The sequence below is a fragment of the Thalassomonas sp. RHCl1 genome (assembly GCF_947387555.1).
In the GTDB taxonomy this organism is placed as follows: Bacteria; Pseudomonadota; Gammaproteobacteria; order Enterobacterales; family Alteromonadaceae; genus Thalassomonas.
Genome location: NZ_CANDNZ010000002.1, coordinates 1 through 17,539 on the forward strand (window position 1 = coordinate 1; position 17,539 = coordinate 17,539).

The window sequence follows — 17,539 nt, forward strand, 5'->3', positions numbered from 1 at the left end:
CCAGCACGCCAGTGTTGGTGGAGCCAACCTTGAAATACCACCCTTGTATGCGTGATGTTCTAACCTGGGGCCCTGATCGGGCTTGGGGACACTGTCTGGTGGGTAGTTTGACTGGGGCGGTCTCCTCCCAAAGAGTAACGGAGGAGCACGAAGGTTGGCTAAGTATGGTCGGACATCATACGGTTAGTGCAATGGCATAAGCCAGCTTAACTGCGAGACAGACACGTCGAGCAGGTACGAAAGTAGGTCATAGTGATCCGGTGGTTCTGTATGGAAGGGCCATCGCTCAACGGATAAAAGGTACTCCGGGGATAACAGGCTGATACCGCCCAAGAGTTCATATCGACGGCGGTGTTTGGCACCTCGATGTCGGCTCATCACATCCTGGGGCTGAAGTCGGTCCCAAGGGTATGGCTGTTCGCCATTTAAAGTGGTACGCGAGCTGGGTTTAGAACGTCGTGAGACAGTTCGGTCCCTATCTGCCGTGGGCGTTTGAGAATTGAAGAGGGCTGCTCCTAGTACGAGAGGACCGGAGTGGACGAACCTCTGGTGTTCGGGTTGTCATGCCAATGGCATTGCCCGGTAGCTACGTTCGGAACTGATAACCGCTGAAAGCATCTAAGCGGGAAGCAGGCTTTAAGATGAGTTCTCACTGGGACTTTAAGTCCCCTGAAGGGCCGTTGGAGACTACAACGTTGATAGGCAAGGTGTGGAAGTGCTGTGAGGCATTGAGCTAACTTGTACTAATGACCCGTGAGGCTTAACCATACAACACCCAAGTGGTTTTAGGTAGTATAAAGACTGACAAACACGTACACATAGTATTGAATAAGTAAGATATATCGTTTTCCAAGATTGACTGTTTTTGTCTAGCGACAATAGCAACGTGGTACCACCTGATCCCATGCCGAACTCAGAAGTGAAACGCGTTAGCGCCGATGGTAGTGTGGGAGGTCCCATGTGAGAGTAGGACATTGCTAGACTCCTATTTAGAAAAGCCCGACTCATTGAGTCGGGCTTTTTGCTATCTGGAAAAAATCTATATAGCAGTAATCACTGTAGTATTGAAAATCTCGCTAATACTTTTTATGTTTTTTCGTTGCATGGTCTTGTACAGCAATCCATACGTTAACGCATAAATAGTACAAGATTAAATGCAGGCATAGCCTGATTTATCGTGTGAATTGGTCTTTTATTAATAGTGCTATCCAAGCCACAAAGGAGAGCGCCTATTCCAACATTGCTTATCTATTCGCTGTTGTTTTAACAACAGCAACAAAAGTCGCAACCCCTGAGTGCAGCGAACACTCAGAGGTCGCTAACCACAACGAACTAAACAAGAGTACGTCATGGCTGAATATCATCATACGTCAGAGCCAGACTCGGCAAAAGTAAAATATCCCATTTATCGGCAACTTACCGTGCAGGAGACTGTCTGCGGCTCGCCAGCAAGAACCCGCGGTATAGGGATTAACTATGTACCGGTAAAGCTTGAACCTTGTGTTGTTCTCAGGGGCAAGTGGCTTAGGAAGGCCGGATTCGATGTCGGGCAAAAAGTCCGTATTGAAGTAAATCAGGGAGCAATCCACATTATCCCTAAGCAAGTTGATGTTGCGGTCGGTGACAATCGGCAAACTGAGAGTTAGCATTAAAGTGGAGAAACTAAACTGTTGTGCTGAAAGCTGGCATAACCGCTTTAGTTTTTGGCGCAATGTCAAAAATACCAGCCTTTCACACATCCGTTTGGTTTATTGCTAGATTTCTATTTAGATAGGCCCGATTCGAAAGAGTCGGGCTTTTTGCTTTTCTGAACAGAGCTTCTGTCTAACAATAATGTCGTTGGGGCAGCCCTCGACTCCAAGAAAGGGCGTGTAATAGTACTTCAGCAGCCAGGTCCACTCACCTCGTCATTTTCTTTACAAAGACCACCACAAAGAGGGCTATGGTAAAACTGCCGGTAAAAGCCTCTACAGCGGCTACTGTGCGGGAAACTCCTACGGGGGTGAAATCACCATAACCAAGTGTGGTGAAGGTAACAACAGAATAATATAAGCAAGACAGGTATAAGCTAAAGTTATCTGTGAGACTGGCGCTACTGTCAAATGTCTGAATACTGCCCTGATAATTGAGGCCGGTCATGGCGTATATAAAAGCACAGCAAATAATGATTAATATGGAGATACCTATTATGCGTACGGGGGCTTCGCCATAGCCGCAAAATAGATCGATAACTTTTGATGTTAATCGTTTAGTGCTAAATCTGGGCAGTTGCATCCTGCGCATGGTGAGTTCTTTTTGAATAAATTCTCCCGCCATCGCAAAAATACCTTCACGCTCGGCATGTTTTCTTAAATCACGATAAATTTCTTCTGCCTGCTCGAAATAATCATGTGCCTGATCGAGATTTTTTTCCTTTAATGCTTGATGCGCGAGGCGTTCCTGCCTGAGTTTTTTTCCTATCCGTAAATTCTCTACCTTACTGTGACTCCAGCGAACACCCAGTAGGTTGGCCTGCTGTAGTGAGGCACAGTTAAGGTTGGCGTAGCGTAAGTCTGTTTTCATTAAACTGGCGTGATCAAACGTGATATTGAACAGGTGAGCGCCTTCAAGATCTGCCCGGTAGAGATCGGCATGAGAAAAATCATAACCTGTTTTCTTATTATGATTAACCAGATCTATTTCTTTTAAGTTGGCGCGTTTAAGGCTGATCCCCCTTAAGAGTCCGCCACTTTTAGCATATTCTTCTAAAGCCTGTTTAATTTCCGGGCCTTTTTTGTCTGTGGACGGATCATGCCAAAAGCATAAGCCTGATTCATTGGCTTCACAGGAGCACTTATAATTCTCAGGGTCTTCATATTGGCACAGGGGCTTTTCTTGATCCATTAACGCAGGCTTCCTTTTATTTATTAATACAGTATAGTTAGCGAACTTGAAAATGCTGCGTTTGGTATGTTTTTTATACCAAGCATATAAAAGTGAAGGTAATTATGAATATTCAATTATGTATTGCAGACTATAAGGATGAACAACAGGGCAAGGATTTATTGATGCTGTTGAATGCCTATGCGCTCGACCCCATGGGGGGAGAAGAGCCGTTAACAGAGTATGTTAAAGAGAATTTGCTTACAGCTTTGTCTCAACGCTCAGATATGTTTACCCTGCTGTGTTACCTGGACGGTAAACCGGCTGGTTTGATTAATTGTATTGAAAGTTTCTCAACTTTTAGCTGTCAACCTGTGATTAATGTCCATGATGTTGTGGTGTTACCTTTTTACCGGGGTCATGGTTTGTCTGAGAAAATGTTGCAAGAAGTTGAAAATATTGCCAGGGAAAATGGCTGTTGTAAGCTGACCCTGGAAGTGCTACAAGGTAATGCAGTCGCGCAAAAGGCCTATAGAAAGTTTGGCTTTTCAGGTTATGAACTTGATCCTGAAATGGGGCAAGCTATGTTCTGGGATAAGAAACTTACCGGCTAAGACTGAGTTTGCTATAGCCATGGCTCTTAGTCAGAACAAGGCCCCGGAAGTTATATAACCGGGGCTGCTTTACTCGTTATCGTCATCGCTATTCTCGCGGCTGATCTAGCATTGTTTTATTAGAAAGAGATAGGTCTTCTTTTGCCTTGACAGATTTCAGGCTCTGGCGGCTTTTTAGCAGCTTTTTTCTTAGTGGAACGTTTTTGTTGTGTCTGTTTAGTTTTTTTGGGCTGGGGGACTTGTATATCAGTTGCCGGAGCCGGCTGTTCTTGTTCTACTAGGCGGATCTGTATTGCATCGCCGTTAAATTCCACGATGTCACCGTCAAAAACTTTTTTACGCTTTTGATATTCAACTTCATTATTAAGCAGCACATAACCTTCGCTTATCACTATTTTTGCTTCACCGCCGCCGCCAACCATATTGGCTACTTTAAGTAACTGGCAAAGTGCTATTGGTTGCTCAGTTATTTCTACTACCTGGTATTCAATGTCTTCTTGCATATTTTTCTCTAAATCAAGTTTCTAAGGCGGTTTACTTTCATCCTAAGGGGTTATTCTAGCATGTCGGCGGATAAGCCGGTTAGTAGTATCTGTTTTCGGATTTAACGGCGGAAAAGTAAAAAATGAATGTTTTTTAATCTTTTTTCGTAATTTTGCTTGCATCAAATTCATTTCTCTCTATAATACGCCGCGCAAGAAACGGCAAGGTACCTGAAAGGGTATTACGCAAAGCTTCCGGTCTAAGGGTAAATACCTATGATAGCGGGGCCACCTAAGCTGATTGGGTAACGTGCGTCTGTTTCACTACTTCTTATTTGTTTGTTGATGAAAGGTTATCTGATGAAAAAATTACTTATTGTTCCTGCTGTTGCTCTTCTGTCTGTTGCTTCAATTCCTGCTGTTCACGCTGCGGATATCGCCCAATCTATATGTGAGTACGTTCAAGCAGATGATAAAGGCCGTTTACGCTCTTACCTTAAATCAAACAAAATCAAAATCCGTAATGTTTTTGACGGCGTTCAATGTAACGGTCAAAACTTATTAGCTTTTGCTTCAGAGAAAAACTCTTTGGTTACCGGTACTTTGATGATTAACAAATTACCAAGAAAAAAAGTACAAGGTGTTTTAGCTTCTATCCAGTCTCCTGAATTAACTGCTGCTGCTCAAAAACGCATCAATGGTTAATATTAAGCCCTAAAGGCTCGCTGTAAAATCTCTAAGCCCGATGTTCCAAGAACATCGGGCTTTTTTGTTATTATGGTAGTAAGTGTTTGAATTGTGAGCTATTAACTGGCACGAGTTGTGCAGCGTGTCAGTTTGGCAATTTTGCCATTAATTTGACGAACAGAAAGGATTTCCTTCTCTTATGCACAAGTATTACATGCAAAAAACTCACGTGAATAAACTGTTTACCTTGGTTTTTCTTACTATGTTAGTGATGCTGATGTCGGTAAAACCGGTTAAAGCCTCCACCATTATTTTAGATTTTACCTCTAACCCATCAACCAATATCTTCGGTGTTTCCACCAACGCCTTTGACTCTTCTCCCTTTGGTTTTACCGGCTTATCCCACAGCCAGGTGATTGATAGTATTTTTGATACTGTTGTTGAAGACTTTTTTGGTTATGTTTATCCGTCGCTGCCGCCGGGTAAGGAATTAGACCTTGATTTTGAGATCGGTACTATAGGCTCCGGGCCGTTAAATGGCGATACTGATTACTCATATTTTAAAATAGGGGAAGATTACCTTAATCAGACGGGGGCATTAGGGCATGCTTGCTTAAGTTGTGCCTTAACGGATAACTTTACTTATTCGGCAGGGGCCGTGGTTGGTTCTATCTTCACCGATAATTTATTAGGCCTGGCGCAGTTGGCGTTAACGGATGAAGACAGGATCAACCTGATTGCCGGTACCACTTCTCATGAAATTGGTCATGCTTTATCACTACCTCATCCTACAAGTGCAGAAGCCAACCCGGGAGAGTCCAGCTTTGGCTTGATGGGCACCGGGGCATCGCCGACCAGCATGCCAAATGGTGAGCGTATATTAGACCGTGCTTTTTCTTACAGTAACTTTGAGCAGCTGATCAGTGCCGTCGGTCTACGTGACATTGCCGTTGATGTGCCTGAGCCGGGGACGGTTATCTTGATGTTATTAAGCCTGACATTACTGGCTTCACGCAAAAAGTTGAGTAAATAAAGTTTTTATGCGCTTTGTCTCAGTAAAACAAGCAGTTGTTATGATGATAACAACTGCTTTCTTTTCTATCATGGTCGCGCCATCTGTACGGGCGGACCAACTGTTTTTTACCGCCAAAGAGTTGGTTAAAATGGCTGATGTCGCCGTTATCGGCACTTTGGTAGATAAACACCAAATAACACTGCCAGGTGATCAGGCGATTAATCTGGGTGTGCTCCGTATTGAAGAACACTTTAAAGGTGTAGAGAAAACACAGACGACTTTACTGCTTCAGTTAGCCCCCTATCATAAAGCCGGGTTCACCAGTACTGATGTGCTCTTGCCGGATAATGCCCAAGGTTTATGGCTGTTGAAAAAATATCCGTCGGGTTTGTATCGTCTCGAACGTTCTGATGCGTTAATGCCAGAACAAGATGTAGCAGAGCTATTTAAAAGGGATAAATAGTGAGTTGCTGATTGTATCTTGCTCTCTCCTCTAACAGCAGGCCCGCTGGCAGGGGCAATTTTTTACTGTATTCTCATAGGGACTTGGCTGCTATAGCCGATAGCATTTTATCAGCCGTTGACCGGGTAATTTCAACCTTGATCGTTTCATGCATTTTTTTCAGGTTACGCCTGGTTATCACCGTTAGAGGAAGATTTTTCGGCAACTCCCCGAAAATTGCCTGATAGAATACTAAGGCCGTGAAATAGGTGCCTTGGGGAGACGGATGAATTTTATCCGGGGTATGAAGGGCAATATGCGGTGCTATCTTATTCAGCCGTCGCCATGCCTGTGCTACCGGGACGACCTGGCCATCAACAGCTTGTGCCAGCTTGGCATATAATGCATTGGTTTCCTGGTACATTTTGGGCACAAAAGCCTTAAAGGCTGCTTTTTCCTGCTCGTCTTTATAGCTCTCTACCCACCCTGGTATGCCGCTATAAGCCCAGGTATTAAATAGTAACAACCGGCTGTTTTGTTGTTTTGCGACGTCGGCAAACAGTTTGCCGTATTTAAGGGTTTTCTCCGCTTGATCAATAGCGCTGGCACTGGAGTCCTGCAATACCACAAAATCCCATTTTTCAGCGCTGATTTTTTGCCGGGCAGCTCCCCGTTGCCAATGCTCAATTAAAGCTGTGCTGTTTTTTAACTCTGAGCCGATAATCAGTTTTTTGCTATTGGCGCGGGCAAAAGCTTGTAACATATCGGGTAAATAGTTATTTCCGGTTAAGCTATTACCGATAAAGAAAACTTTTAACGGCGTTTTCTCTGAAGAGAGCTGAGCACAAGAAAGTAAGCCGAATATCAAGATTAAGACAGTAAGAAAAAGGCGTAAAGGGTATTTCATGTAAAGGTCCGTTTATAAGTAAACATAAGGCTTATCCCTATTTGAATTGAGGTCCATTTGCAGCGAAACTGATGAGTAATTTGTTATTGTTCTTTTTTATGTTCTTACCCTAACATAGATTTTTCGGCTGTGTATAGGCAAGGATACGCCTTTGATTTTCTGCTTTATGGCGGCCAGATGGAGATACCTGTAAGAGGGCAAGGCAAGAGGCATTTTAATTGAGCGATAAAAATCATACTTTACTTTCCCCGGGGAAATCTATATAGTTCACCGGTTATTTATTCGCCTCTCGTTTATTTAACAGATTATCTTTAGAGATAATTCGTGTTATGTCTTTCCCTTTCACAGTCAGATATTACTCCAAAAAATATTAAGCTTAATTGTTGTCTGATTTTCGAGTATACCCTCGTTAAGCTAGTTATAATTTTATAAAAGATCTGATCAAACAATAATATAGCTTTTCTAATTCATGCGTTGATACGCAAATTTAAAGAGTTTTATTATGTCATATACATATAATGGTGCGGTTTATTCAATAACCGCTCCGGTAACATCTATTTCTGTTAACAAATTCAATGTCGTTGTCAGGGATCAAACAGGTGCCCGGTTATTTACGTTTACTAATGTGAACGATTCTAAACGTTTTTTAGCCTGGGTATACCAGGCTTAATTTCCTTATGATGATGCCTTTGTTCTCAAAGGCATCACTCAAAACGGGCCATGGCGAATAAGCTTTCGCCTTTGCCGAGAATGTTCCTACCTTTTGTTATTCCTTTCCCCACAAACTAAAAATATATCTTCTTTAAGTGGTAAGACCAGGTGTAAGGGTGTTAGTCTGTTACTGCTCACTTTATTTCAGGCTGACGGAAATTTACCATGAAAACTTTTAACTTGGACGATATCACCATTGATTGCCAGGATGGCCAACAGCTTGCTGCTACGCTTTATACGCCCAAAGACGAGGTGAAAGGGGCGGTATTGATAGGCCCGGCAACCGGTATCAAGCGTCAGTTCTATCACAGTTTTGCCTGTTATCTGGTTGAAAATGGCTATGGTGTGATCTCTTATGATAACCGGGGCATAGGGGAGTCATTATCAGGAAAAGTTTGCGCCAGTAAAGCCTCGCTGCAGTGTTGGGGTGAGCAGGATATGCCTGCGGTGCTGGAGGCGTTGAAAAGTTATTTTCCTGACACGTCCTATCATTTAATTGGTCATAGCGCCGGCGGACAGCTCGTCGGCTTGATGTACAACGGCAAAGATTTAAGCTCTATTTTTAATTTTGCCAGCTCTTCAGGGCAATTAAGGAATATGAAACTGCCATATTCCTTAAAAGCCAATTTTTTTATGAATGTTTTTGTGCCGTTAAGCAACTTGTTTTTTGGTCATACCAAGTCCCAACTGGTGGGCATGGGAGAGCCGCTGCCTAAGGGGGTTGCTCAGCAGTGGCGTCTTTGGTGTAACGGTCAGGGTTATGTCAAAACGGCCTTTGGTAAAACGGTTAACCGGCACTGGTATCACGAGCTGACTACGCCTTCTATGTGGGTGAATGCCAGCGATGATGATATTGCCATAGATGATAATGTGGCGGATATGTTGTCTGTGTTTAAAAAGCTTAAGGTTGATACCCTGACCGTATCTCCTCAAGCGCATGGTTTGGATGAAATTGGACACATGAAGTTTTTTAGCCGTAAATCAAAAAGTTTATGGCAGCATGCCATTAACTGGTTAGAGCAACATAGCAGCAGTTAACGCCATTTATTTACCGAGTGTCTGGGGTTGTGGTTTATTGGCGGGATAAATGACTTTGGTGGCGAACAGGCTTAAACCGACGTTAATACCTGTATATCTGCATGGCTGAACAGGGGGAGTTATGGTGATATAAGCAGCGAAAAAGTATGGAAAAGCTTGTTAAATGAGCAGCGAGGCTTTATAAATTAATCATATCGGCTTTTAAAGCAAAAGGATGCAGCTTTGGATTTTTCTACCTTTATCATACTCGTTGTTTTTTTACTGCCGTTTATTATTTATACCGACAGTAAAGCCCGGCAGGAGGAGAATCCGCAGGGCAGTGAATTGATCATTTCCCTGTTACCTTTATGTGCCTTTTTCTATAGTGAGCAATATTGGCACTCACTGTCGATCCTGCTCTTGATGATGGTTTATGGTATCGCATTAAAAATATTGGCCCATAAAAAAGGCTGGTTACATTTTGATATTGCGTTATTAAAAAGCCATTGTATCGGCGTTTTTTTCCTGGCGATCTCGGGTTATTTACTCTACCTGTTGCTCAGCAGCCTTTGGGGACTTTTCTTTGGTCCAGAAGGGATAATGGCAACGGTTAGTGAAAAACGTCTTTACTGGCCTTTCATTATTTATGCCTTGCTTATCGCTGCTATTTTTCTGACCATTTTTACCGATCAGGGGCGAGCGCATGCCAATAAGCTGGCCCCTTATGCTTTATTTGGAGTTTTGGCCGGCTTTGTTATCTTGCCCTGGTTTACCGGGTTTTACTGGCTGTTGATGCTGGCTGGGGCTTTGGTCTTTCTTTTTATTACCGAGTTTATGTGTACCTATAAAAGTGAAGATGTTACCGGCACCGGCGGTATCATGTTTTTTTATGGTTATGTTTATATGATGGCCAGTGTGGTGAGTGTCTTTATTTATTTGATCTTTTTTTAGGGGAACTTAGCGGCGACTTGGTTAAAAGCATTATCAGGTGTTAACCGATCAGCGCCAGGGCTATTTGCGGCAGGGACTGGCTTTGTGACAGCAGGGCAGTGATGGCCTGTTGCTGAATCTGTAATGCGGTTTGCTTGGAGGTTTCCTGGGCAAAGTCTGTGTCCTGGATACGGGAGCGGCTGGCGGTAATATTGCTCTCGATATTAGACAGGTTATTGATGGCGTGATCCAGACGATTAGAAAAGGCCCCGAGACTTGCCCGTTGATCGTTGACATACCCCAGGGCGTCGTCGATAGAGGCTATTGCACTCTGGGAGTCTGCTACCAGGTCGATACCGCTTAATCCCAGGTTATCCGAAGAGAAGCCGCCGACCAGCATCTTGATGGTTTCATCGGCATTGGCACCGATTTGAAACTGGGTGGTTTCTTTTGGTCCGCTCAGCTCAGATTCATAATCGGCCAGCAATACCTGGTTTAAGCCTGTGGCCGCATAGTTGGTGCCGGAGGTAAAGTCATTCGGGTCGGTATCATCATCGCCTTTTACAAAATAAGCGGTAAAATTTGCCGTAGTATTGTTACCGTTGGCGCCTACTATGGTTTCCTCGCGGCTGGAGCCGCCGTCGGCATCCAATCCGCCAAAAGCACCATTATCGGCATTGGCGGTATTGATGTTGGCGGTGATAAAATCTTCAAAAACTGTACCCGCCATCATTTCTGTCTGCAGGGCCGCTTCATTGGCATATGAGGTAGTGGAGTTGAGCGCGGCATCAAAGGTTTGTCCGCCAGCCAGTGCCGCCATAAAATTCTGAATGCCGGCGCTGCCTATTTTGTCTTCAAGGTAGCGCATGGCAATATAACCGCCGGAATAGACACCGGCGATTTCTATGCCTGTAGAGGTGGGGGCCGAGGTATTGCCAAAAATGCCGTTTAATTCGGCTTTAATTGCCGCCACGCCAAAGTTGGCGATGTCGGATGCCACCCTGTCATCGGCGCCGCTTACCGCTTCTGCCGTGCCTTCGCGAAACCAGGTGGGGGTGGAGGCCAGATCCATCTGGTTGGCCATCACTGCATGGGTCATTTCATGAAGCAGGGTTGATTTTAACTGCTTGGTTTTGTCGCCGTCTAAGGTGGAAAAATCATCCAGGTCAATATTCATCATCAGCTCAGTGCCGGCGGGGGCCAGATAGGAGACCGAGGCCAGCACCCCGGAAGCGCCGTCGATATTTTCCAGGTTAATCTTAAAGTCGGCGCCATCACCGGTGAGCCCCAAGACCGACTGGATAATATCTTCCGACTCGGCCAGTACGCCGCTTTGCAGCACATTTAAAATATTGCGCTCGGCTTCATCGGCGCCGCCGGAGCCTATGCTGTCGGTTTGATTAAAGACCTGTTTGCCGCCAAAGGTGGTGGTTTCATTGATGCGGGTTAATTCCTGCTTCAGCTGGCTGAATTCTTTATTCAGAGCATCTTTATCGTCATTGGATAAAATTCCGTTACTGGCTTGCAGTGACAGATCCCGCATACGAAATAACACATTGGTGACCTCTTCCAGGGCGCCTTCTGCGGTTTGGGCAATAGAAATACCGTCATTGGCATTGCGCTGGGCAACCGACAGGCCGCTGATCTGGCTGGTCATACGGTTGGATATCTGCAATCCGGCAGCATCATCCGCCGCCGAATTGATGCGCATGCCGGAAGACAGGCGCGCAAAGGTAGTCGACAATTGATTGGCATTAGCCGTTTGTTGACGGTGTAAAAATAAATTGGTGGTGTTGGTATTTACACTGAGCACATACTCATCCCATATACAGATATCTTTTTCTTTATCGGCATAAAGGCATATTTATTAAGCTAAAAATTGACATTTCTTTACAAAAACAAGGGGGTAATATGTCTTCTAGTTGTAACTTACTGTAAATAAAGGGTAAAAAATGGTAACTTTCGTTGAAAAATTTACATTGGCTTGCCATAAACATCAGAAAGTGAGCCAATTCGTTATTGTTGGGGGAAAATTATCTGATTTTTGATGCGGTTAATCACTTCCTGGTAACTTAGCCCCGGGAAAAGCTGCGCTTTATCTGACAGAAACTCTGCCTGAAACAAGATAACTTGATTTATTGGGTTATATTTAAAAACAATGCCTGAGCGATATTGGAAATTGTCCCGGGATTTTCCCGGCCAAAGGCGGTAATCCATCTGTTTTAGTTTGGGACATTGTACGGAGTTTCTATATGATGATCATCAATCAGCATAGCCTGTCTATTTCCATTAAACGTACCCGTGAAAGATATTTTTTGACCTTTAAGGCGGTGGGGAAGCTGACCCACCAAGATTACGAAATGATCAAGCCTTTGATTGTTTCTGCCTTAAGTGGTTGCGATAAGCCTAAACTCGATCTGCTGATCGATATTACCCAGTTCAGGGGGTGGTCCTTACGGGCCGCCTGGGATGACTTTATCCGCGGCCTGAAACATTGCGGGGAGTTTGAACGGGTAGCGGTATACGGCAGCCAGAATTGGCAGCGGATATTAAGTAAAGCCGGGAACTGGTTTATTGCCGGGGAAGTGCAGTATTTTGAAAACCGCCTCAGTGCCCAGCGCTGGATTGAATCTTAGTGTGATAAGCGAAAAATTCAATCCGTACTCAGGAAAAGCATCCGACTAACGGCAAAGTCTGTCGGATGTTGTCAACTTCTCCTTGTCTGGAAAATTTTTTAAAGGCTAGTTGTAACCCCGTGATATTTTTTCCTTCACTTTACAGTGCGTGGTTATCGCTTGCTATATCCAGCACAACTGCCCGGGAAAAATGGTTTTTCGGCAGAATATAATTGGCGAAATAAACCTGGTAGTTATTGGATAAGGTCTCTTTTACCAGTGACTTACTGATATAGTGATCAGGGATAAAGCGTGAAGTTTGCTGCTGGAAATCGAACTCGTTAAAGCTAAGTAAATCAAAAGAGGCCGGCTGTAAAATGTCCAAAATAAGCGGTGCCCGTTCAATCAGGTTAAGATTGGACTCGACACTGACGTAACTGCTGTTGGCTTGCGGGGTCACATGTATGGTTAAATACTGACGATCGCGTATGGCATTAACAGAATAGCCGTAGGGGTTAAAAACAAAGTCGTCGAGGCTAAACCCCGGCAATAAACGTTCCAGCTGTAAAAACTCTCGTATCTGATTGGCCGTTAATCCCGGTGTGGTTAACTTTTCTGAGGCCTGAGAGCTGATCTGATAAGCCAGCAATTCATAGGTTTTGTGCTCCGGATCGGCCCTAAAGCCATTATCCTGGTGAAAGACATAGTTATGATGACTGTCCATTTCACCAAATCGTAATGCCTTGCCCGCGACATAACGGCTTAGTAACTTGATGTCATCACCAAAACAGCTGGGCTGGGCATGGGAAAAGTATTCGTTTTTACGCTGGTAGGTAACATGCACCAGTTTATCAACCCCTACCTTTTGGATAAAATATTCCACCGAGTTAACCAGCCGGGTTTCGCCGCAGGTGAGAATAACAAAACGATCTGTCCAGACAAACAGGCTCGATTCTGACAGTAAAAACGCTTTGCACTCTTGGTTAGACATAGTGGAGAGGATGCGGGCATTGCAACAATTGACCATTGCCGCCCAAAAATCATCGCTGATATCGGTAAGTAAACAAAGCTGTTTTGGGTCAACGAATACTTCCGCCTTCTTTTCTGAGCCTTCAAAGAACAAGTTTTTTCCTCAAAATATAGGGGTTGCCAGACATAACCAACATCAAATGATGTTGATTTCATCTGCTGCCTTTAATGAAAAATCAGCGCTATTTTACGAGTATCTATTGGGATTTAAAACACCTTTTTGTTTACGAAACGTTACTGCTTTTATTGGGGAAAATAAGCCGGAGTTTTCCTTGTTGATAAAAAACAGCGATTGTCATGCCGTGTTAGTACTGCGGTAAAGTCCAGGCGAATAAAACAGGTTTTTGAAAAGAGGCTGCCGCTGACCGTTACTTGTCGTGAAACAGCCTGATTTTATGATACTGGCCATGAGCCGCCACATGCCGTTAATAAAGGGGTTAAAGATAAAATAAAGATATTAAGAAATATCCACTTTTTCCTGAAAAAGCAGGATAAATAAATATCCATATGTCAGCTGTCGCGATTCCACTAGTTTTAATTATTGCTAGCTTTGACAGGGAAGTCCGTTAACATGAGCACAAACTGTTTGTAGCGAGCAGTCTTACTGTAATTGCTGTCATAAAGGAGGTCTTAGCAGGCGCTATTAATTGCACTATTTAGTGATTAGAACTAATACAGGGCAGCCGTTAACGATATATGTACGCTTTGTTTACCAAAGTGTTGGCTTTTTTTACACTTTCGTGCTTTTTCACTTATTACTTGTTCTATCTGTTTGTATTTTAAACGCTTTTGTTGTTGGCATATTGCTTGCCTTAGTACGTCTGCTCAAGAAAAGCAAATAAAAATATTGAATTATTCATTTAAACGAGCAAAAAGTACCTTGCTTGTAGAATATCAATCGAATTTCTTGACTTCAGAGATTAAATAAAATTTGGTAGCGAAAAATAATAATAACAATTACTTAAATTCATCTGGTATTTCATTTGAACGAAAATACCCTTTTAAGAAAAGGACTGGAAATGAACAAAAATACAATAATGGCTTTATTGGTATCATTTGCCGGCTTTGCCGGTACTGCCCAGGCAAGCCTGATACAAGACAATCTTGCAGACAATTTATATCTTTCCTCCTCCGGAGCTGCTTCGTTAAATGCCAACACGGCATCAGAGGCAGATATTTCCGGGCAATTCGATTTAAACGGCCTTGATTATGATTATGCCAAGCTCTCCTTTTCTTTTGTTGATGATACCTATTTGTTTGACGACCACCATCCTGGGGATTTAGGTGAAGCAGATAATAGCTGGGGAGAGAGACCCTATGTCCGTGAAAGCGGCTTTGTTGCGTCATGGTTTTATGATGGCAGTGAGGTCATGCACTTTCCATTTCAGGATATTATCGAAACTGCCGGTATCAGTATCGGCAATATTTTCAGCGGTACGGCCAGTACCAGCTATATGGACGAACATACCGTATATGTCCATGAGCATGACGAATACGGCCATGAATGGGAACCGATGCCGACTTGTGCGCCGACTTGTCAAGAATACTCATTGGAGCACAGTGTTCAACTTGAAGGTTATACCGGCTATTTCACTTTTGAATCTGTTATTCCTAAAAGAATGATAGATGACAGCCTGATTAACGGTATGCTGAACTTTGATATTAATGCCGTATCCGGTGACTTCCATCTTGCGGCAGCCACCTTGGAAACTTTTGTTACGCCAGCCTCAGTTTCTGAGCCGGCGACCACAGCTTTACTGGCATTGGGTCTATTAGGACTTGGGTTACGTCGCCGTAACCCTGTGGCTTAATTTTCCGGTCAAATTAAGCCAAAAATAAACGATTAAAGAAAAGGCATTGATTGCAAACCAATGCCTTTTTTATATATGGATATATTTTAGCTTTTCTTGTTAATTTAAGTGCTTAATTGTCAGCTTTCTTTACAGTTTACATGCCTTTAGTTGTAAGTTAATTTGTTTTTTTAACTAGTTAATTTATGGCTTGTTATATGCCTGAGGGGAGCGAAAAGCAACATACAGAATAACTTGTTGTTTTTATTTCGAATAAATAAGGCCGGGTAAGCAAATTACTCGGCCTTATTTATATCTACCGGCGCTTCTTTATCTTCTTGAAACGCAGCGCTATGTTATTAAAGCGTTGCCGCCTTCATTGCTTTAACAAAACCGCTTAACGCTTCCAGCATAACTTCCGGTTGTTCCTGATGTTGCTCGATAATTTTTACCACGGCCGAGCCGCTGATCGCTCCGGCTGCACCGCTATCAAGTGCCGCTTTCACCTGCTCCGGTTGGGAGATACCAAAGCCTATGACGGCTGGCGGGGCATCATATCGTGTCAGCGCCGTGATCAAGTGATCACCCGGTACTTCTGCCTGGGTTTCCGCGCCTGTCACGCCGGCGCGGCTTAATACATAGGTATAACCTTCACTAAAGGAAGCTACCTGCTGTAAAGTTTCTTCACTGGCATTAGGGGGGGCGATGAAAATAGGGGCTACGCCATGGGCTAAAGCCGCTTTTCTAAAGGGCTCGCTTTCCCTGATGGGCAAGTCGGCAATTAATACCGAATCAACTCCGGCCTCAGCCATGTCGCGATAAAAATTATTCAGGCCACGGGCAAATACCAGGTTGCCGTAAAGCAGCAAACCTATTGGCATATCCGGGGCATATTGGCGTACCTGGCGCAGGATATCGATACAGAGATCGGTGTTCATGCCCGAATCCAGGGCACGGATCCCCGCTTTTTGTATGGTTTCGCCGTCGGCGCTGGGATCTGAAAAGGGAATACCCAGCTCTAATGCGTCGGCACCTGCATCTATCAGGGTTTTAATAATGGCCAGAGATTGCTCGGCGTTGGGATCCCCTATGGTGACAAAAGGAATAAAAGCTCCCTGGTTGTCTGCTTTTAACCGGGCAAAGGCCTGTTGGTAACGTAAACCTGGCTGAGTCATTATGCTTGCTCCCCGTCTTGTTCTTGTGTTTGTTCTGAAAGGATAGTGTGGACATGTGCCAGGTCTTTATCGCCGCGACCGGACAGGTTCACCAGGAAAATGGTTTCTTCACTGACTTTATCTGCCATTTTCAGCGCCTGTGCCAATGCATGGGAAGACTCCAGCGCCGGGATAATACCTTCGTTTTTCGCCAGCGCCTGAAAAGCGGCCAAGGCTTCATCATCATTAATCGGCACATAGTCGGCGCGACCGCTGTCTTTCAACTGGGCATGTTGCGGCCCGACGGCAGGATAATCCAAGCCGGCGGAAACCGAGTATGACTCTTCAATCTGGCCGTGCTTATCCTGCATGATATAGGTGTAGTTGCCGTGTAGCATGCCTTTGGTGCCGGCGCTTAAGGTGGCGCCGTGCTGATCTGTGTCTATGCCTTTACCGCCGGCTTCAACACCAACAAGTTTCACCCCGTCTTCTTTGATAAAATCATGGAACATGCCGATGGCATTAGAGCCGCCGCCGACACAGGCGATAACATAATCCGGCAACCGGCCTTCTTCTGCCAGTAATTGCTGCTTGGCTTCTTCACCGATCATTTTCTGGAAATCACGTACCAGGGTCGGGAAAGGGTGGGGCCCTGCGGCGGTGCCGAGTAAATAATGGGCCTTGTCATAACTTGCCGACCAGTCGCGTAGGGCTTCGTTGACGGCATCTTTTAAGGTGCCGCTGCCTGCAGTTACCGGGATCACTTCAGCCCCCATCAAACGCATGCGAAAGACATTGGGTTGCTGGCGCTCGCAATCTACTGCGCCCATATAGACCCGGCATTTTAACCCTAGCAATGAACAGGCAATGGCGGTGGCAACACCATGTTGTCCGGCGCCGGTTTCGGCGATAATTTCCGTTTTGCCCATACGTTTGGCCAACAGTGCCTGGCCCAATACCTGGTTGGTTTTGTGGGCGCCGCCGTGCAGCAGATCTTCCCGTTTCAGGTAAATTTTGGCCAGCGGGTTTTTCACCAGGTTGCGGCACAGGGTTAACGGTGTTGGCCGCCCGGCATAGCTGGTAAGTAACTTATTAAACTCTGCCTGGAAGCTCTCGTCCTGCTGGGAGTCGATAAAGGCCTGCTCCAGCTGCTCCAGGGCAGGGACGAGTAATTCACCGACATACATGCCGCCGAACTCGCCGAAATAGGCGGGCAGGGATTTTTTAACGGCACTTTCATTTTGGGCCTGGTCGGCGCTGGTAGTATCTTTGTTCATATCTTGA

Annotated in this window: 17 protein-coding genes, 2 rRNA genes and 1 riboswitch; of the genes, 12 read left to right on the plus strand and 7 right to left on the minus strand. The window is 44.6% G+C overall.

Annotation, left to right across the window (positions count from 1 at the left end):
* From QL234_RS06105 to QL234_RS06115, 3 genes are all read left to right on the plus strand, one after another.
* Positions 1–768: ribosomal RNA gene (locus QL234_RS06105) — 23S ribosomal RNA — on the plus strand; the annotation flags it as partial.
* Between the two features lie 100 nt (positions 769–868).
* Positions 869–983, plus strand: a 5S ribosomal RNA gene (gene rrf, locus QL234_RS06110).
* Positions 984–1,349: 366 nt separating this feature from the next.
* Positions 1,350–1,646, plus strand: coding sequence for a SymE family type I addiction module toxin (locus QL234_RS06115; RefSeq protein ID WP_281556964.1), 297 nt, complete (start codon positions 1,350–1,352; stop codon positions 1,644–1,646).
* A gap of 253 nt (positions 1,647–1,899) precedes the next feature.
* Here the strand turns inward: QL234_RS06115 and QL234_RS06120 are convergent, their stop codons facing one another.
* Complete coding sequence (locus tag QL234_RS06120) at positions 1,900–2,883, minus strand: pentapeptide repeat-containing protein (protein WP_281556965.1); 984 nt, start codon at positions 2,881–2,883, stop codon at positions 1,900–1,902.
* 104 nt (positions 2,884–2,987) lie between these two features.
* Here QL234_RS06120 and QL234_RS06125 point away from each other — a divergent pair, with 104 nt between their 5' ends.
* A complete protein-coding gene (locus QL234_RS06125) occupies positions 2,988–3,476 on the plus strand; it encodes a GNAT family N-acetyltransferase (RefSeq protein ID WP_281556966.1) in 489 nt (162 codons plus the stop codon).
* A 119-nt stretch (positions 3,477–3,595) separates the two neighbouring features.
* Here the strand turns inward: QL234_RS06125 and QL234_RS06130 are convergent, their stop codons facing one another.
* Positions 3,596–3,979 carry an RNA-binding S4 domain-containing protein gene (locus tag QL234_RS06130; protein WP_281556967.1) on the minus strand — a complete coding sequence of 128 codons (384 nt, stop codon included), beginning with the start codon at positions 3,977–3,979 and terminating at the stop codon, positions 3,596–3,598.
* Between the two features lie 190 nt (positions 3,980–4,169).
* Positions 4,170–4,254, plus strand: a riboswitch (cyclic di-GMP riboswitch).
* Positions 4,255–4,318: 64 nt separating this feature from the next.
* Here QL234_RS06130 and QL234_RS06135 point away from each other — a divergent pair.
* From QL234_RS06135 to QL234_RS06145, 3 genes are all read left to right on the plus strand, one after another.
* A complete protein-coding gene (locus QL234_RS06135) occupies positions 4,319–4,663 on the plus strand; it encodes a DUF3718 domain-containing protein (RefSeq protein ID WP_281556968.1) in 345 nt (114 codons plus the stop codon).
* 181 nt (positions 4,664–4,844) lie between these two features.
* Positions 4,845–5,678: a PEP-CTERM sorting domain-containing protein gene (locus QL234_RS06140; protein ID WP_281556969.1), complete on the plus strand. Its 834-nt coding sequence runs from the start codon at positions 4,845–4,847 to the stop codon at positions 5,676–5,678.
* A 40-nt stretch (positions 5,679–5,718) separates the two neighbouring features.
* Entirely contained in the window at positions 5,719–6,123 is a 405-nt protein-coding gene (locus tag QL234_RS06145; RefSeq protein ID WP_281556970.1) for a hypothetical protein, read from the plus strand.
* 73 nt (positions 6,124–6,196) lie between these two features.
* Here QL234_RS06145 and QL234_RS06150 read toward each other — a convergent pair whose 3' ends face one another.
* Positions 6,197–7,009 carry a DUF4886 domain-containing protein gene (locus QL234_RS06150; protein ID WP_281556971.1) on the minus strand — a complete coding sequence of 271 codons (813 nt, stop codon included), beginning with the start codon at positions 7,007–7,009 and terminating at the stop codon, positions 6,197–6,199.
* Between the two features lie 876 nt (positions 7,010–7,885).
* Between QL234_RS06150 and QL234_RS06155 the strand changes: the two genes are divergently transcribed.
* Together QL234_RS06155 and QL234_RS06160 are read left to right on the plus strand one after the other, a co-directional pair.
* On the plus strand, positions 7,886–8,758 hold the full coding sequence (locus QL234_RS06155) for an alpha/beta fold hydrolase (protein ID WP_281556972.1): 873 nt from the start codon (positions 7,886–7,888) through the stop codon (positions 8,756–8,758).
* A 222-nt stretch (positions 8,759–8,980) separates the two neighbouring features.
* A complete protein-coding gene (locus tag QL234_RS06160) occupies positions 8,981–9,688 on the plus strand; it encodes a hypothetical protein (protein WP_281556973.1) in 708 nt (235 codons plus the stop codon).
* 40 nt (positions 9,689–9,728) lie between these two features.
* Here QL234_RS06160 and QL234_RS06165 read toward each other — a convergent pair whose 3' ends face one another.
* Positions 9,729–11,480, minus strand: a complete 1,752-nt coding sequence (locus tag QL234_RS06165) for a flagellinolysin (protein ID WP_281556974.1) — start codon at positions 11,478–11,480, stop codon at positions 9,729–9,731.
* Positions 11,481–11,919: 439 nt separating this feature from the next.
* Between QL234_RS06165 and QL234_RS06170 the strand changes: the two genes are divergently transcribed.
* The gene (locus QL234_RS06170; protein ID WP_337993184.1) at positions 11,920–12,303 is read left to right on the plus strand and encodes an STAS/SEC14 domain-containing protein; all 384 of its coding nucleotides are present in this window, start codon (positions 11,920–11,922) and stop codon (positions 12,301–12,303) included.
* A gap of 139 nt (positions 12,304–12,442) precedes the next feature.
* Here QL234_RS06170 and QL234_RS06175 read toward each other — a convergent pair whose 3' ends face one another.
* Complete coding sequence (locus QL234_RS06175; protein WP_281556975.1) at positions 12,443–13,405, minus strand: adenosylmethionine decarboxylase; 963 nt, start codon at positions 13,403–13,405, stop codon at positions 12,443–12,445.
* On the opposite strand from QL234_RS06175, the gene QL234_RS06180 reads away from it, so the two are divergent.
* Together QL234_RS06180 and QL234_RS06185 are read left to right on the plus strand one after the other, a co-directional pair.
* Positions 13,293–13,631: a hypothetical protein gene (locus QL234_RS06180; protein WP_281557785.1), complete on the plus strand. Its 339-nt coding sequence runs from the start codon at positions 13,293–13,295 to the stop codon at positions 13,629–13,631. The genes QL234_RS06175 and QL234_RS06180 overlap by 113 nt on opposite strands.
* A 699-nt stretch (positions 13,632–14,330) precedes the next feature.
* A complete protein-coding gene (locus QL234_RS06185; protein ID WP_281556976.1) occupies positions 14,331–15,122 on the plus strand; it encodes a PEP-CTERM sorting domain-containing protein in 792 nt (263 codons plus the stop codon).
* A 338-nt stretch (positions 15,123–15,460) separates the two neighbouring features.
* Here the strand turns inward: QL234_RS06185 and trpA are convergent, their stop codons facing one another.
* Positions 15,461–16,276 (minus strand): tryptophan synthase subunit alpha, encoded by an 816-nt coding sequence (gene trpA / locus QL234_RS06190; protein WP_281556977.1) that lies wholly within the window; start codon positions 16,274–16,276, stop codon positions 15,461–15,463.
* On the minus strand, positions 16,276–17,532 hold the full coding sequence (gene trpB / locus QL234_RS06195) for a tryptophan synthase subunit beta (RefSeq protein WP_281557768.1): 1,257 nt from the start codon (positions 17,530–17,532) through the stop codon (positions 16,276–16,278). Before trpB ends, trpA begins: the two co-directional genes overlap by 1 nt.
* Between the last annotated feature and the right edge of the window lie 7 nt (positions 17,533–17,539).

What these genes read in the sequence shown, in the direction of transcription:
- QL234_RS06115 (WP_281556964.1), top strand. Translation starts at nt 1,350, where the DNA reads ATGGCTGAATATCATCATACGTCAGAGCCAGACTCGGCAAAAGTAAAA.
- QL234_RS06120 (WP_281556965.1), bottom strand. Translation starts at nt 2,883, where the DNA reads ATGGATCAAGAAAAGCCCCTGTGCCAATATGAAGACCCTGAGAATTAT.
- QL234_RS06125 (WP_281556966.1), top strand. Translation starts at nt 2,988, where the DNA reads ATGAATATTCAATTATGTATTGCAGACTATAAGGATGAACAACAGGGC.
- QL234_RS06130 (WP_281556967.1), bottom strand. Translation starts at nt 3,979, where the DNA reads ATGCAAGAAGACATTGAATACCAGGTAGTAGAAATAACTGAGCAACCA.
- QL234_RS06135 (WP_281556968.1), top strand. Translation starts at nt 4,319, where the DNA reads ATGAAAAAATTACTTATTGTTCCTGCTGTTGCTCTTCTGTCTGTTGCT.
- QL234_RS06140 (WP_281556969.1), top strand. Translation starts at nt 4,845, where the DNA reads ATGCACAAGTATTACATGCAAAAAACTCACGTGAATAAACTGTTTACC.
- QL234_RS06145 (WP_281556970.1), top strand. Translation starts at nt 5,719, where the DNA reads ATGATGATAACAACTGCTTTCTTTTCTATCATGGTCGCGCCATCTGTA.
- QL234_RS06150 (WP_281556971.1), bottom strand. Translation starts at nt 7,009, where the DNA reads ATGAAATACCCTTTACGCCTTTTTCTTACTGTCTTAATCTTGATATTC.
- QL234_RS06155 (WP_281556972.1), top strand. Translation starts at nt 7,886, where the DNA reads ATGAAAACTTTTAACTTGGACGATATCACCATTGATTGCCAGGATGGC.
- QL234_RS06170 (WP_337993184.1), top strand. Translation starts at nt 11,920, where the DNA reads ATGATGATCATCAATCAGCATAGCCTGTCTATTTCCATTAAACGTACC.
- QL234_RS06185 (WP_281556976.1), top strand. Translation starts at nt 14,331, where the DNA reads ATGAACAAAAATACAATAATGGCTTTATTGGTATCATTTGCCGGCTTT.
- trpA (WP_281556977.1), bottom strand. Translation starts at nt 16,276, where the DNA reads ATGACTCAGCCAGGTTTACGTTACCAACAGGCCTTTGCCCGGTTAAAA.
- trpB (WP_281557768.1), bottom strand. Translation starts at nt 17,532, where the DNA reads ATGAACAAAGATACTACCAGCGCCGACCAGGCCCAAAATGAAAGTGCC.